11 protein-coding genes are annotated in these 14,667 nt (G+C 67.3%); 7 read left to right on the top strand and 4 right to left on the bottom strand.

Annotated features, from left to right (window positions below; all coding sequences use genetic code 11):
• The first annotated feature begins 1 nt into the window (after position 1).
• The 3 genes from OSH07_RS06720 to OSH07_RS06710 are packed head-to-tail and all read left to right on the top strand — an operon-like array spanning position 2 to position 2,804.
• Positions 2 to 796, top strand: coding sequence for an ABC transporter ATP-binding protein (locus tag OSH07_RS06720; protein ID WP_266337838.1), 795 nt, complete (start codon positions 2 to 4; stop codon positions 794 to 796).
• A complete protein-coding gene (locus OSH07_RS06715; protein ID WP_266337837.1) occupies positions 796 to 2,166 on the top strand; it encodes an MlaD family protein in 1,371 nt (456 codons plus the stop codon). The genes OSH07_RS06720 and OSH07_RS06715 overlap by 1 nt, the downstream gene beginning before the upstream one ends.
• 23 nt (positions 2,167 to 2,189) lie before the next feature.
• Positions 2,190 to 2,804, top strand: a complete 615-nt coding sequence (locus OSH07_RS06710) for an ABC-type transport auxiliary lipoprotein family protein (protein ID WP_266337836.1) — start codon at positions 2,190 to 2,192, stop codon at positions 2,802 to 2,804.
• Between the two features lie 252 nt (positions 2,805 to 3,056).
• Here OSH07_RS06710 and OSH07_RS06705 read toward each other — a convergent pair whose 3' ends face one another.
• From OSH07_RS06705 to parE, 3 genes are all read right to left on the bottom strand, one after another.
• Positions 3,057 to 4,544, bottom strand: coding sequence for a DEAD/DEAH box helicase (locus OSH07_RS06705; protein WP_266337835.1), 1,488 nt, complete (start codon positions 4,542 to 4,544; stop codon positions 3,057 to 3,059).
• A 146-nt stretch (positions 4,545 to 4,690) separates the two neighbouring features.
• The gene (locus OSH07_RS06700; RefSeq protein ID WP_266337834.1) at positions 4,691 to 5,131 is read right to left on the bottom strand and encodes a hypothetical protein; all 441 of its coding nucleotides are present in this window, start codon (positions 5,129 to 5,131) and stop codon (positions 4,691 to 4,693) included.
• A gap of 100 nt (positions 5,132 to 5,231) precedes the next feature.
• Positions 5,232 to 7,280 (bottom strand): DNA topoisomerase IV subunit B, encoded by a 2,049-nt coding sequence (gene parE / locus OSH07_RS06695; protein WP_266337833.1) that lies wholly within the window; start codon positions 7,278 to 7,280, stop codon positions 5,232 to 5,234.
• Positions 7,281 to 7,840: 560 nt separating this feature from the next.
• Between parE and OSH07_RS06690 the strand changes: the two genes are divergently transcribed.
• The 4 genes from OSH07_RS06690 (at position 7,841) to OSH07_RS06675 (ending at position 12,121) form a co-directional block, all read left to right on the top strand.
• Positions 7,841 to 8,665, top strand: a complete 825-nt coding sequence (locus tag OSH07_RS06690) for a tetratricopeptide repeat protein (protein ID WP_478293583.1) — start codon at positions 7,841 to 7,843, stop codon at positions 8,663 to 8,665.
• A 282-nt stretch (positions 8,666 to 8,947) separates the two neighbouring features.
• Positions 8,948 to 11,083 carry an OmpA family protein gene (locus OSH07_RS06685; RefSeq protein WP_266337831.1) on the top strand — a complete coding sequence of 712 codons (2,136 nt, stop codon included), beginning with the start codon at positions 8,948 to 8,950 and terminating at the stop codon, positions 11,081 to 11,083.
• A 10-nt stretch (positions 11,084 to 11,093) separates the two neighbouring features.
• Positions 11,094 to 11,231 carry a hypothetical protein gene (locus OSH07_RS06680; protein ID WP_266337830.1) on the top strand — a complete coding sequence of 46 codons (138 nt, stop codon included), beginning with the start codon at positions 11,094 to 11,096 and terminating at the stop codon, positions 11,229 to 11,231.
• On the top strand, positions 11,228 to 12,121 hold the full coding sequence (locus OSH07_RS06675) for a hypothetical protein (RefSeq protein ID WP_266337829.1): 894 nt from the start codon (positions 11,228 to 11,230) through the stop codon (positions 12,119 to 12,121). The genes OSH07_RS06680 and OSH07_RS06675 overlap by 4 nt, the downstream gene beginning before the upstream one ends.
• Positions 12,122 to 12,240: 119 nt before the next feature.
• Here OSH07_RS06675 and OSH07_RS06670 read toward each other — a convergent pair whose 3' ends face one another.
• Entirely contained in the window at positions 12,241 to 14,367 is a 2,127-nt protein-coding gene (locus tag OSH07_RS06670; RefSeq protein WP_266337828.1) for a lytic transglycosylase domain-containing protein, read from the bottom strand.
• Positions 14,368 to 14,667 lie beyond the last annotated feature (300 nt).

Genomic DNA, 14,667 nt, shown 5'->3' with positions numbered 1-14,667 from the left:
CATGGTGCAGGCCTTGAACGACCATGGCAGCCAGAAGGAAGCCGTCATCAGCGGGCGGGGCATAACCGTCGGCTTTGGCGACCGGCTGATTCTCGAGAACCTGGATATCGACGTCTATCGCGGCGAGATCCTCGGCGTTGTCGGCGCGTCGGGCACCGGCAAGTCGGTGTTGCTGCGGACGATCCTCGGTCTGCAGGCGAAGCGCGCCGGCTCCGTCGAGATCCTCGGCACCGACTATGACGACGCCGATTCCGACACCCGCGCCTCGATCGACCGGCGGCTCGGCGTGCTGTTCCAGCAGGGGGCGCTGTTCTCATCGCTGACCGTGCTGCAGAACATCGAATTTCCGATGCGCGAGCATCTGAAGCTGTCGCCGCGCCTGATGACGGAACTCGCACGGGTCAAGATCGACCTGGTCGGCCTCGCGCCGGAGGCGGCCGACCGCATGCCGTCCGAGCTTTCGGGCGGCATGATCAAGCGCGCCAGCCTGGCGCGCGCGCTCGCGCTCGATCCCGACATCGTCTTCCTCGACGAGCCGACTTCCGGCCTCGATCCGATCGGCGCCGACGAATTCGATCAACTGATTGCCACGTTGCGCGATACTCTGGGGCTGACCGTGTTCATGGTGACGCATGATCTCGACAGCCTGCATACGGTCTGCGACCGAATCGCGGTATTGGGCAATCGTCATGTTCTGGTCGAGGGAACCATGCAGGATATGCTGGATTTCGACGATCCCTGGGTTCAGAAGTATTTCCGTGGCGTGCGGGCGCGTCGCGTGGAGAACGAAGCTTAATGGAAACGCGCGCCAACTATGCGACGATCGGACTGTTCACGCTGGGCGTGATCGTCGCCTGTTTCGTCTTCATCTACTGGCTGGCGCGCTATGACGAGAGCGGCATCCGCAAGCCGCTGCGCATCCTCATACCGGGTTCCGTCGCCGGCCTCGCCTCGGGCAGCCAGGTGCTGTTCAACGGCATCAAGGTCGGCGAGGTGAACACGCTCCGGATCAATGCCGAGAACCCGAACCAGGTCGAGGCGATGGTTTCGGTCGACCCGAACCAGCCGATCAAGGCCGACACCAAGGCGTCGCTGGGCATCCAGGGCCTGACGGGCCTCGCCTATATCGAGCTCAAGGGTGGCTCGGGCAACCTGCCGAACCTGCTCGACCAGCCCGGGATTCCGACGCTGCTGGCGCAGGGATCGGGCCTGCAGGACCTGATCTCGAGCGCCCAGGACCTGGTCACCAAGGTCAACCAGGCCGTCGACCGGGTGAACGGTTTCATCGATACCGCCGAGCCGTCGCTGACGACCTCGGTCAAGAACGTGCAGACCTTCACCGACGCGCTCGCCCAGAACTCCGAGGGCGTGAAGGAGTTCATGAACAATTTTGGCGACCTCTCCAAGCGGATCGGCTCGCTGTCGGAAAGCCTGGCCGGCGTCGTCGGCAAGGCCGACAAGATCATCTCGGCCATCGACCCGACCAAGGTCGCCGACACGCTCGCCAACATCGACAAGGTCACGGAAAAGCTGTCCGCCTCCTCGGACGCCTTCCCCGAGATCATCGGCAATGTACGGCAGATCTCCGAGCAGCTCGAAAAGGCGCTGGATGGCGCGCAGCAGATCATCGCCGCGATCCAGGTCGAGGCGGTCAAGAGCACGATCAACGACATCGCGACGGTCGCCCGCCGCGTCCAGAACGCCACCGTCGACGTCAACAAGATTGTCGCCGACGCCGGCAAGACCGTCTCGGACGCCAAGGACTTCGTCGCCGGCGTGAAGGCGAAGCAGGGCGACATCGACCTGATCGTCAACAACACGCGCGACATGGTGCAGAAGCTGAACGCCGCCTCGACCCGCATCGATGGCATCCTCGGCAAGGTGCAGGACCTCGTCACCGACCCGAACGGCAAGAACTTCTTCGCCGAGGCAACCGCCGCCGCAGCCGCGATCCGCAAGGTCGCCGAGGCGTTCTCCGGCAAGGCCGGCCAGATCGCCAGCAACCTCGCGAATTTCACCGGCCCGGGCCTGCGCAACGTCGATGGCCTGGTTGACCAGCTCCGCCGCACGACGACGCAGTTCGACCGGACGCTGAACTCGATCCAGAGCAATCCGCAGCGCTTCATCTTTGGCAATCCGAGCGTACAGGACTACAACCGGAAATGACGATGTCTGGGGCACGGCAAGCCATGCGTTCCGTAGGTCGATCCCTGCCGGTGGGGCTGGTATCGGCGATCCTCGCCGCGACGCTGCTTTCGGGCTGCGTCAGCAAGCTGCTGACCTCGCCGCCGCCGGTGACCTATGACCTCGCCGGGGTGGAGTCGGCGCCGTCGGTCAAGCGCCGCGCTTCGGCGCAGGTGCTGGTGCCGGAGCCGTTCGCGCTGCAGACGCTGGCGAGCCAGCGCATCGTCGTCACGCGCGGGTCGCTTGTCGCCTACTATCCGAACGCGCAGTATCCCGACACGCTGCCGCGCCTGGTGCAGAGCCGCGTTATCCAGGCCTTCGAGAAGTCGAAGGGCGTCCGGGCCATCGGCCGGCCGGGCGAGGGGCTGTCGATCGACTACCAGCTCCTGACCAATATCCGCACTTTCGCGTTCAACGTGACGCCGACGAGCCGCTCCGCCGAGATCGAGATCTTCGCGCAGATCATGAACGACCGCACAGGCAAGGTGGTCGAGGCGAAGCTGTTCACGGCTTCTGTGCCGGTCGCCGAGGATTCGGCCCCGGCCGCCGTTGCCGGCCTCAATGCCGGACTGGACCAGATCCTGGGCGAAATGGTCGCCTGGGCCGTCCCCCGCCTCTAGGCTTCTTCGCAATCCGTCGCCGGCGCGCGAAAACGCGCGACCGGTTGAGGCTGCGTCCCTGGCGGGCGCGCGGCGTCACTTTCGCGCGCCTGGAGGCCGGGCGCGCGCGCGTCGATCCGATGATTGTTCAGGTTTGGGAGAGGTGGCCGCCATCGGCCGGTGTGGCGGGGCGCCGATAGGCGCGCTCCGCACAGGCCATGGCGCTCGGAGGCGGCGACATGGCGGGATGCCGCTTGCGGCATCCGCATCCGATCAGGACGAGGAAGAGGACGGGATACGCACCGGGCGCAGCAGGAACTGCGGCACGTGATCGCCGAGGCCGATGACCTTGTCGTCCGGCTCGTTGCGGTCACGGCGATCCTGGCGGGCAGGGCGGTCGCGGTCGCGGCGGGGCGCATCCTGCTGGCGGCGCGGCGCCGGCTCGGCCTTTGGCTGCCGGACCTCGGCCTCGACCGGCTCGGCGGCGACGGGTGCGCTCTCGGCGGCTTCGTCGGCAACCTTTTCCGGCTTGCGGCCCGAGCGCGGGGCGCGCGGCTTGCGCTCGCCGCCACGCGACGTCTCGTCGCCCTTGCTGCCGCGGCCACGGCGGGCGGCGGGAGCGGAATCGTCTGCCGTCGCCGGCTCGCCGATCCACTCGACGCCATCGCCCGTCAGCTTCTCGATCGCGGCCAGGTACTTCTGGTCGGAAGGGGCAACCAGCGTGAAAGCGGCGCCGGAGCGGCCGGCGCGGCCGGTGCGGCCGATGCGGTGGACATAGTCGTCCGCATGGGTCGGGATATCGTAGTTGAAGACGTGGCTGACATCCGGGATATCGAGGCCGCGCGCCGCGACGTCGCTGGCGACCAGCAGCGTCAGGCGGTTGTTCTTGAACGCGTCCAGCGTCGCCATGCGGGCCCGCTGGTCCATGTCGCCATGCAGCGCGCCGACGGAGAAGCCGTGCTTCTCGAGCGAGCGGGCGAGGATCGCGACGTCACGCTTGCGGTTGCAGAAGATGATCGCGTTCTTGAGGTCGACGGCGCCGCGGATCAGCTCGCGCAGCGTCTCGCGCTTGTCGAAGGATTCGCGCCCCGTGTGGACGAAGCGCTGCGTCACCGTCTTGGCCGTGGTGGCGGGCTTGGCGACCTCGATGCGGACCGGGTTCGACAGGAAGGTGTCGGCGAGGCGCTGGATTTCAGACGGCATGGTGGCCGAGAAGAACAGCGTCTGGCGCGTGAACGGGATCAGCTTGGCGATGCGCTCGATATCGGGGATGAAGCCCATGTCCAGCATGCGGTCGGCTTCGTCGATCACCAGGATCTCGACGCCGGTCATCAGCAGCTTGCCGCGCTCGCAATGGTCGAGCAGGCGGCCGGGGGTGGCGATCAGGACGTCGACGCCGCGATCCAGCTTCTTTTCCTGGTCGCCGAACGAAACGCCGCCGATCAGCAGGGCGACGTTCAGCTTGTGGTTCTGACCGTACTTGTTGAAGTTTTCCTCGACCTGCGCTGCCAGTTCGCGGGTCGGCTCGAGGATCAGCGTGCGGGGCATGCGCGCACGGGCGCGGCCCTGCTCGAGCAACGTGATCATCGGCAGCGTGAAGGATGCCGTCTTGCCCGTGCCGGTCTGGGCGATGCCCAGGACGTCGCGCCGCGAAAGCACATGCGGGATGGCTTCGGCCTGGATCGGCGTCGGCGTGGTGTATCCGCTTGCCTCAACGGCAGCCAACACTTTGGGGCTCAGTCCGAGCGTAGAGAAGGTCATGTTTTGAAAAGGGGCCCAAAGCCCGACGGGACGGCAAGAAGCCCGTCACCATCGATGAAAGATGCACGCAAATACGAGCTTTTGCATGGACTTGTCAATTGTTTCGCGACGAATGGCCGAATCCTGCCGTCGCGGAGGCCCGGTTTCTAGTTGCTCGCGGGGCCGAAACGGTAGCTCTCGTCGTCGCCGATGAAGAGTTCGTAGCTCTCCTTGGCGCCGCTCGCCGCCGGATCCAGCAACTCCAGGAAGATGCTGAGGCCGTCAGCATCCGTCTCGATGACGAAATCGCCGATATTGCGTTTGAGGTCGGCCATCTCCTTGATGTCGACATTGCGCGCGACCGTGGTGGCGCCGTCGGCGCCGCGCTCCAGCCACTGGACGAAAAGCCGCGCCGTCGGCTCGGGGCCGCTCCGCAGAACGACAACCCGATAGAAGCCCTTGTGGCCGTCCTTCTCCCAGGCGCCGACCGTGCGCACGTCCTGCACCGAGGGCGCAAGCTGCGAAATGCTGTCCTCGACCGTGTCGGCGCGTAGCGGTGCGACGGCGGCCGCGGTCAGGATGCAGGCGGCGAGAAGCGTGCGGATCATCGGAGAACCTCCCTGGGATGCGCCCCCGCCGTGGCGGGACCGCAAGGCATGGAGCCAGGCTCCATCGACCGGTCAATCTGCCGAGCGGCGGCGCGGCCGTTCAGATGTCGAGTTCCTTGGCGAAGACCGCGCGCTCCTGGATGAAGCGGAAGCGCTCTTCCGGCTTGTTGCCCATCAGTTGCTCGACGACATCCTGCGTAAGCGCGATCTCGCCGTCAACGATGCCGACCCTAAGCAGCGTCCGCTTGCTGGGCTCCATCGTCGTTTCCTTGAGCTGTCCGGGCAGCATCTCGCCGAGGCCCTTGAAACGGCCGATCTCGACCTTGCCCTTGGCCTTGAACTCGGTCGCCAGCAACTCTTCCTTGTGCCGGTCGTCGCGCGCATAGAGCGTCTTGCCGCCCTGGCTGATGCGGTAGAGCGGCGGCACCGCGAGGTAGAGATGGCCCTTTTCGATCAGGGCCGGCATCTCGCGATAGAAGAAGGTGATCAGCAGCGAGGCGATGTGCGCGCCGTCGACGTCGGCGTCGGTCATGATGATGACCTTGTCATAGCGCAGGTCGTCGTCGCGGTAATGGCTGCGCGCGCCGACGCCGAGCGCCTGCATCAGGTCGGCGAGCTGCTGGTTCTGCGCCATCTTCTCGCGGCCGGCATTGGCGACGTTCAGGATCTTGCCGCGCAGCGGCAGCACGGCCTGGCTGGTGCGGTTGCGTGCCTGCTTGGCGGAGCCGCCTGCGGAATCGCCCTCGACGATGAAGATCTCGCTGCCCTGTGCGGCGGTCTGGCTGCAATCGGCGAGTTTGCCGGGCAGGCGCAGCTTGCGCACCGCCGTCTTGCGGTTGACTTCCTTCTCCTGCCGGCGGCGCAGTCGCTCCTCGGCGCGCTCGATCACCCAGTCGAGCAGACGCGACGCTTCCTGCGGGGCGGCCGTCAGCCAATGGTCGAACGGATCGCCCATCGCCTTCTCGACGATGCGCGTCGCCTCGGCGGTGGAGAGCTTGTCCTTGGTCTGGCCGACGAATTCCGGCTCGCGCACGAACACCGAGAGCATCGCCGCGCAGGACGTCATCACGTCCTCGGCGGTGATCGCGGCGGCGCGCTTGTTGCCGGTCAACTCGGCATAGGACTTCAGGCCGCGCAGCAGGGCCATGCGCAGGCCCTGTTCATGCGTGCCGCCCTCGGCCGTCGGAATGGTGTTGCAATAGGAGCGGACGAAGCCGTCGCCCGGATACCAGGCGATCGCCCATTCCGCCGCGCCGTGACCGCTCGCCTTGTCGGTCCGGCCGGCGAAGATCTGGCTGGTGATCAGCTTCTCGTTGTCGAGTTCGGCCGCCAGGAAATCCTTGAGGCCGGCCGGGAAGTGGAACACCGCCGTGGGCGGGGTCGCCGCATCCGGCTTGAGCAGCTCCGGCGCGCAGGACCACCGGATCTCGACACCGCCGAACAGATAGGCCTTCGAGCGGGTCATGGCGAAGATCCGCTCGGGGCGGAAATGCGCGCCGACGCCGAAGATCTGCTCGTCCGGCTTGAAGCGGGTGCGGGTGCCGCGGCGGTTATGGACCTCGCCGACCATCTCCAGCTTCGAGGTCGCATGGCCGCGCGAGAAGGTCTGGCGGTAGAGGCGCTTGCCGCGCGCGACTTCCACCTCGAGCGATTCCGACAGCGCGTTGACGACCGAGATGCCGACGCCATGCAGGCCGCCCGAGGTCTCGTATACCTTCGAGTCGAACTTTCCGCCCGAATGCAGCGTCGTCATGATGACTTCGAGCGCGGACTTGTCCTTGAACTTCGGATGCGGGTCGACCGGGATGCCGCGGCCATTGTCGGTCACGGTGACGCTGCCATCGGCGGAGAGCTCGACGTCGATGAAGGTCGCGTGGCCGGCGACGGCTTCGTCCATCGAGTTGTCGATCACCTCGGCGAAGAGATGGTGCAGCGCCTTCTCGTCGGTGCCGCCAATATACATGCCGGGGCGGCGGCGCACCGGCTCGAGTCCTTCGAGAACCTCGATGTCGGCGGCCGAATAGCTGGTTTCGGAGGGCGTCGCGGGCGCGGCGGCGCGCCGGGCGGCGGGGGCTTCGCGCGGTGCGGCTTCGGGCTTGATCGCTCGTGCGGTTGCACCGGATCCGAAAAGGTCGTCGGTCTCTGCCATGGTCATCCGTAACTGTGAGGTCGCTCAATGGCGCGGTCGAGGCGGCGAATCAAGATCGAATTTTGCCACGCCCCGGGACCCGGCGCGAGTGTGTTCCTCATTTGTTCGACTGGGCACCGGCTCGCCGCGATGCTTCGGCCGATGGCAGCCAAGGTGGTGAGAAGATTCGCGTTTTGCGAGTCTGGCCGGGGCCTCACGATTCCATGTTGCGGTCTGGCAACAGTCTGAAACCAACCCGCCGGCGGGGACGGCCAGCGGCCCCAATTGCCGCCTTTCAGCCATAAAGTCGAACGACCGTCCCCTTCATCCGGGGGCGGATAGGACAAACCTTGCGTATTGTCGGTAAAAATTCTCGTTGGTCTTCAAGGGCACACGTAGCTGTGATGGCGCGAATAGTAGAACGCGCCTGTATCGGCCTCGGATTCGCCCGAAACCAATTCCATATTTCGGGAAATCGAAATCTCCGCGCTGTCGCGGATCAAGCTGGGAACTTCGCTTCGACGACCCTGGCGGCCAAGCGGCCGCCGGTGGGCGCGAGCGTCAGGAATGTGTGGCGTACAATGCGAATGTGTAACGCGCTCGGCGGCGCCGCCCTCTTCTGCATCAGCGTGCTCGCCGGCCTTGGTTCTTGGTCGGGGCAGGCGCTGGCGCTCGACGCCAGGACGCTGGACCGCAACGCGTCGCCGGGCGAGGCGTTCCGCTTCGGCTTCAACGCCTACAAGCAAGGCGACAAGTCGACCGCGGTCGAGGCGCTGACCTATGCGGCCGACAAGGGCCACGCCGTCGCGCAGTGGAAGCTCGGGCGCATGTATGCCGAAGGCGACGGCCTGACCAAGGACGATATGAAGGCGTTCGAGCTGTTCAGCGAGATTGCCGACGCCCATGCCGACGACAATCCCGACGCGCCGTCCGCCCGCTTCGTGTCGAACGCCTTCGTGGCGCTCGGTTCCTACTATCGCGACGGCATTCCCAATTCTTCGATCCAGCCGGATTTCAGCCGCGCCCGGCAGATGTTCTCCTACGCCGCCTCGTATTTCGGCGACTCGGACGCCCAGCTCAACCTCGCCCGCATGTACTATGACGGCGAGGGCGGCGATCGCGATCCGCGCCAGGCGGCCCGCTGGGCCAAGCTCTCGGCCGACAAGGGCAATGTCGGCGCCCAGGCGCTGCTCGGCCACATGCTGTTCGAGGGCGACGGCGTCAAGCGCCAGCCGGTCGTCGGGCTCATGTTCCTGACCATTGCCCGCGATCGCTCCGGCACCACCGATCCCTGGATCATGAAGCTCCAGGAGCAGGCCTTCTCGGTCGCGACCGAGACGGAGCGCCGCACGGCGCTTGCCATGGCCGAGGATTGGATGGGCAAGAATCCCCAGTTCGTCCAGTAGCGCCGCCGCCCGGCGCTGACATTCCGGCAACACACGCTATCTCCCTCGTCATTCCCCGGCAGCTTGCCGGGGATTAGGCGTTCGATTGCTTGCGGCGGGATCGCGAATGCGGTCTGAATCGTCTCCTGCATTCGTCTGTCGCCCCAACCGCCCAAGGGGCGGTCGGCTTGGGCGGCCGGAAGGAGAAGCTATGACGCGCAGCTCGGTTCAACGGGCCCTGGTTGGCTGGTTGTCTGGGTTGCGTCGCGCGGCTCGCTGCCGCTTTGCGGCCGGTACGTCACCATGAGCGCCTGGCGGCTCTGCTTCATCCCCGGCCTCGTCCTGGTGACCATCCTGGCGATCTCCGCGCTCGTCAGCACGGCGGGAAAGGTCGAATCGGACATCGGCGCCCGCGTCGACCAGCAGCTTGCGCTCGACGGCCAGCCCTGGGCCTCGGCAGGGATCAGCGGCCGCACCGTCACCGTCATGGGCACCTCGCCGACGCTTCTCGCCCAGCGACTGGCGGTCGAATCGGCCGAGCGCGTCTGGGGCGTCGCCCGCGTCGTCGACGGCAGCGGCATCATCCCGCTGCAGGCGCCCTACACCTGGTCGGCGACGCGCGAGCCCGACCGCCTTCGCATCAGCGGTTTCGTTCCCTCGGAAGAGGCAAAGATCGCCGTGCTCGCGACCGCGAGCCGCGAACTGCCGACACTCGCCATCGAGGACGATCTCGTGCTGGCGCGCGGCCAGCCGGTCGGCTTCCTCGTGCTGACGGATTTCGCGCTCCGCCGCGTGGCGGAACTCGCCGGGGGAAGCGTGACGCTGACCGGCAACAACTTGTCGATCGATGGAACCGCGGCCGACGATGCCCGCTTCGCGTCGGCGGCGCGCGCGATCGCCGGCGGCGCGCCGGGCGGCGGCCAGTTCCGCAATGTCCGCGTTCTGCCGCCGCTCAGCCGGTCGTTCACCTGGACCGTCACCTATGACGGCAAGTCGGTCGAGCAGACCGGCTTCGTTCCGTCCGTCGCGGTGCGGCGCGATATTTCCGACGCGCTGGCGGTGGCGCTGCCCGGCGTGCCGATGATCGACCTGACGCAACTCGCCTCGGGCGGGCCGGACGGCTTCTCCTATGCGGCGGTCTTCGCCGCCTACCAGATGGCGCGGCTGAGCGCCGGCACCGTTACGATTGACGGATCGAAGCTCTCGATCGAGGGCAAGGCCAAGACCGTCGCCGATTACGAGATGGCGCTCGCCGAGATCGAGGCGCGCCGCAGCAAGCGGGCGATCGGCGTCGGTATAGGCTCGGTCGACCTGCTGCCGGCGCGGGTGGATCCGTATGTCTGGCGGGCAGACCGGACCCCGGAAGCCCTCGTGCTCACAGGCTATGTCCCGTCGCTGCAGGCGCATGACGACGTGATGGGAGCGGCGACGCGGCTTTTTCCGGATGTCGCCATCACCGACCATGTCCGGATCGCCGATGGCGACCCCAAGATGGACTGGATTGGCGCCCTCAAATACGCGCTCGAGCAACTCTCCCTGCTCGAGAAGGGCTCGGTGGCGCTGACCGGGCGCAAATACGACATCGTCGGCGAGGCGATTTCGACCTCGGCCTATTCCAACCTGCTCGAGGCGCTGAAGAAGACGCTGCCGGCCAGCATGGAGCTTCGGCGCCAGGCGGTGTCTCCCGGAGCGGTCTCGCCCTTCGTTTTCGCGGCGGCGCGCACGCCGGAGGTGTTGACGCTGAGCGGCTACGTCCCGACCGACGAGGTGGTGCAGAAGATCATCGCGGCGGCGCGGCCGAAATTCGGCCCGGACCGGATCGAGCTGCGCCTGCTGCTCGCCGGCGGCGCGCCGGACGGTTTCGTCGACGCGGTCGATACGGCGCTGCAGGCGATCAGCCGGTTGCAGGGGGGGCGCTTCGACCTGGTCGACAGCAAGCTTTCGCTTTCCGGCGTCGCGGTCTCGGAGGGCGCGCGCAACGCCATCGAGGCGACGGTGCGCGCGGATCTGCCCGACGGGTTCGAGCTGGCGCCGTCGCTGATGGTGGCCGTCGGCGGAGAGCCGCTTTCGGGTTCGGAATGCCAGGCGGCGCTCCGGACCGAGAGCGAGCGCGAGAAGGTGGATTTCGACGGTGCGACGGCGCGCATCCTGCCGAGCAGCTATGGCCTGCTCGATCGCATCGCCGCCATCATCCAGCGTTGTCCCGTGGCGACCGTCGAGATCGGCGCGCACACGGATTCCTCCGGCGGCACCCGCAAGAACCAGGCACTGAGCGTCGAGCGCGCCAATGCAGTCGTCAACCATCTGGTCGCTGACGGCGTCCGCCGCGAGCGCCTCAATCCGGTCGGCTATGGCGGCAGCCGTCCGATCGCCTCTAATTCGAAGGCGTCGGGCCGCGCGCAGAACCGCCGTATCGAATTCGGCATCGTCGGGCAGTGAGGAGGCGGGAATGGCTTATGTGATCGTCCATTACGTCCCCTTCCTCGTCGCGGCCGGCCTGCTCGGCTTCGTGATCGGCTGGTGGGCGATGGGGTCGGCGCGCCGGCGTTCGCCGGACACGGCCGGCGAGGGGGAGGCGGGCTCATGATCCTCCACGCGGCCGAAGTCTGGCTCACGCTGGCGGCCTGCTTCGTGCTCGGCGCGCTCGCCGGCTCGATCGCCCAGCGCGCCATTTCGCTGACCGCGCTCGGCCGGCCGCAGGCGCGGCTGATCCGCGGCATCGACCGCGTCATCCGCTGGCTCGAATGGCGGCTGCTGCCCTGGCGAGGCGCGGTGCCCGTGGTCCTGCCGCAGACTGTTCCCGTGCCGCCGCCCGATTTCGGCCACGTCCTGATTGATCTCGACGAACCGGCGCCCTATCGGAACGAGACCCCGCGCGCCGAAGTGGCCGAAATCGATCCGATCATGCTGCCTTCCGTCCTTCACGCGCCGGCGCCGGCAAGGCTTGAGCCGGCGCGGGCCGAGGCCGCCGCATCGCCGAACCAGGCCGAGGCCATCGCGCGCGCCGATGCGGCCGGTTTCCGTCCGATCCCCCTGTACGCGCCGCGCAATGGCCGGGCCGACCCGCTTTTCCTGATCCGCGGCGTCACCAAGCGCCATGCCGCGAAGCTCGGGCAGGTCGGTGTCTTCCATTTCAGCCAGATTGCTTCCTGGACGCCGCAGGAGCTTGCCTGGATCGCCGCCTATCTCGGCGCGGGCGATGGGCCCGCCGCCAAGGACTGGGTCGGCCAGGCGGTTCATTTCGCCGGCTCGGACCTGCCGATCGAGGTGCCGGTCAAGGCGCCTGCCAAGGCCAAGGGCAAGTCCACGAGCAAGGTGAAGCGGACAGAAGGCGGCGACGCGCCGCTGCGTCGCAAGAAATCTCCGGCCCGCAGGCCGAGGCGCGCTCCTGGGAGCCAGCAGGTCAAGGCGGACGAGGCATCCACGCCGGCGCCTGAGGCCGTTGCAATCGCTCCTGAAGAGGGCGCCGAATCCTAGAGCCCCTTCGGGCTGCCCGCGTGTCTGCGGGGGCTTCGTAGGCGGCTTGAAGGCGTGCGGGCACCGGCCCGCCAGTTCGACGGGCCAAGCGCCTGCAGTGTCAGGAATGCGGCGTAGGTTTAGCCGCGGCCGCCGCGATTGAGGTCGCGATTGATGACGAGAGCCGGTTCGCCCAGCCGGGCGCGATAGACCTGCAGGTTCTCCATGCAGCGCATGACGTAGTTGCGGGTCTCGGAGAACGGGATCCGCTCGATCCAGTCGACCGCGTCGACGCTCGGGTCGCGCGGGTCGCCATATTGCCGGGTCCATTGCGTCACGCGGCTGCGGCCCGCGTTATAGGCTGCGAACGACATGATGTAGGAGCCGTTGAAGCCGCCGACGAGCTCGGCCAGGTGCGCCGCGCCGATGGTGGCGTTGTAGCCGGCGTCGCTGGTCAGGCGGTCGAGCGAATAGGGCAGGCCGGCCGCCTTGGCGACTACCTTCGCCGTTGCCGGCATCAGTTGGAGCAGGCCCCGCGCGCCGGCATGGCTGACCGCGCCTGGATTGAAGGCGCTCTCCTGGCGGGCGATCGCGTAGACGATCGATTTCTCGATGCTCGTCGTCTTGACCGTCCGAGGGATGGCGGCGGTCGGGAAGGCGAGCGTTTCGACCGGCAGGCCGCGCGTATAGGCCTTCTTGCCGACCTGCAGCGCCAGCTGGTGATCGCCGCGCTTCTCGGCCATCTGGGCGAGGAGCGCTACCTCGGTCGGGTTGGTCAGCGTCTCCGCCAGGCGGACATAGAACAGGCGGGCGCGATCCGGATAGCCGGCCGCGGCCAGGCGCTGGGCCGCCTGCACCATCGGGCGGCTGTTGAAGCGCTGGCGCGTCGCGCTGTCGGAGGCCGGCGGCGACGACAGGACCAACTGCTTCATGCCGAGCTTCGCCGAGGCGAGCTGGCCGTAGAAGGTGGTCGGATAGGCGGCGGCAAGACGGTACTGCGCCTGCGCCTCGCCCCGTTCGCCGAGCGCCTCGGCCGTGCGGCCGAGCCAGTATTCGGCGCGCGACTGGCTGAGCGGCATGGTCGACGCCTGCTGGATCGCCTGGAAATGGCGGCGGGCGACGGCGGGATTGTTCAGGAAGCGGAGCGCGTACCAGCCAGCGTGGAATTCGGCGTCGGCCTGGTTGGTGCTCGATTCCGCCGCGTGCTCGGCCGCCAGCTTGTAGGCGAGCTTGGCGTTGCCGAGGTCGAGCAATTCGCGCGAGAGCACCCGGCGCTCGATCCACCACGCGTCGGGATCGACGAGCGCGGCGCCGTCGCGCGGCGCGGTCAGCATCAGGGCCGCGGCTTCCTTGTAGTTCTCGCCGCGGCGCAGGTACTGGACCTTCGAATAGATGTAGCCCGGATCCTTCTTGAGGCGGGCGGGGACTTTCGCCAGCAGGTCGCCGGCATTCTTCGACTTGCGGATGACGGCGGCGCGGGCAGCGGCCAGCTGGCGCTGATCGCCATCCAGGAGCTTGGAAACGGCGAGGCCCTCGTCGGCATCGTTGTCGTAAAGGAACTTGTCCATCCTCGCCTTGTGATCGGCCGTCGTAAGCAGCGAGCCGAACTCGGAGAGCAACGTCGCTTCCGTGCTCTGCGAGAAGGAATCCTTGCGCCATTTCGGGCGGACGAGGGCAGCGGCGTCGGCGGTGCGGCCCGCGTTCACATAGGCGCGCGCCAGCAGCAGCAGGCCTTCGTCCGAGCCCGGCTGGGTGCCGCCGAAGGCCGCGATGACGGTTGCGGGGTCAGCCTTCATCCGCAGCAGCGCCTGCTCGGCGCGCCGGCGCAGCAGCGCCTGGCCCGGCCAGTCCGGCAGCTCCATCGTCACCTGGGTGATCTGCGAGACAGAGACGTCAGGGCTGCCGCTCTGCGCCACCAGCCAGGAGACGATGCTCTGGTTGGTGCGGTCGGGCATCATGCGGGCCAGCGCCTGCGCCTTGCCGATCTGGCCGCTGTCGATCAGCTTCAGCGCGGCCTCGAGGCCCAGCTGGTTGGGAGAAAAGCTCTCGACGAGGTCGTTCGCCGGCGAGGCGACGCCCGCCTTCGAGGGGCGGGAGGGCTTTGCGACCGGGGTGATGGCTGCCGTCGTGATGTCGTCGGTGGCGGCATCGCGGCTTGGATTGGAGCGCGGAACCGGGACCGACTGGGCGAGCGCGTCGCCCATGATCCCGAGACTGATCAGGGCGCATGCTGCCACCTGCGTCAGCATTCCGATGCGACGCTGCAAGCTGCGATCCGCTTTCCTGATCATGTCTTCCTCACTCGTTGTCTTTACACGCCCGCCTGCAGGAGGCATCCGGGCCGGCAAGTTTCGTCTCGATGAATGGCGTCCTTGCGCGGCGCCCGTTTCGTCAATTTCGACCTTACGGTCGCCATGGTGAACAAAGGCTTGACGCAGGCCCGGACCGCTGTTCGGGTTCTTGCCCTGCTCATGGGCAACGATTATGTTCGCCGCCCAAGCTACGGCAAAACGGAACATGTTGGACGAGGCCGCCATCGAGCATATTCGGCGCGGATTTCGGCCAAT

This window comes from Kaistia nematophila, assembly GCF_026343855.1.
Taxonomy (GTDB): Bacteria; Pseudomonadota; Alphaproteobacteria; order Rhizobiales; family Kaistiaceae; genus Kaistia; species Kaistia nematophila.
The sequence above is the reverse complement of the archived record's forward strand: the minus strand, read 5'-3'. Positions and strand labels throughout refer to the sequence as shown.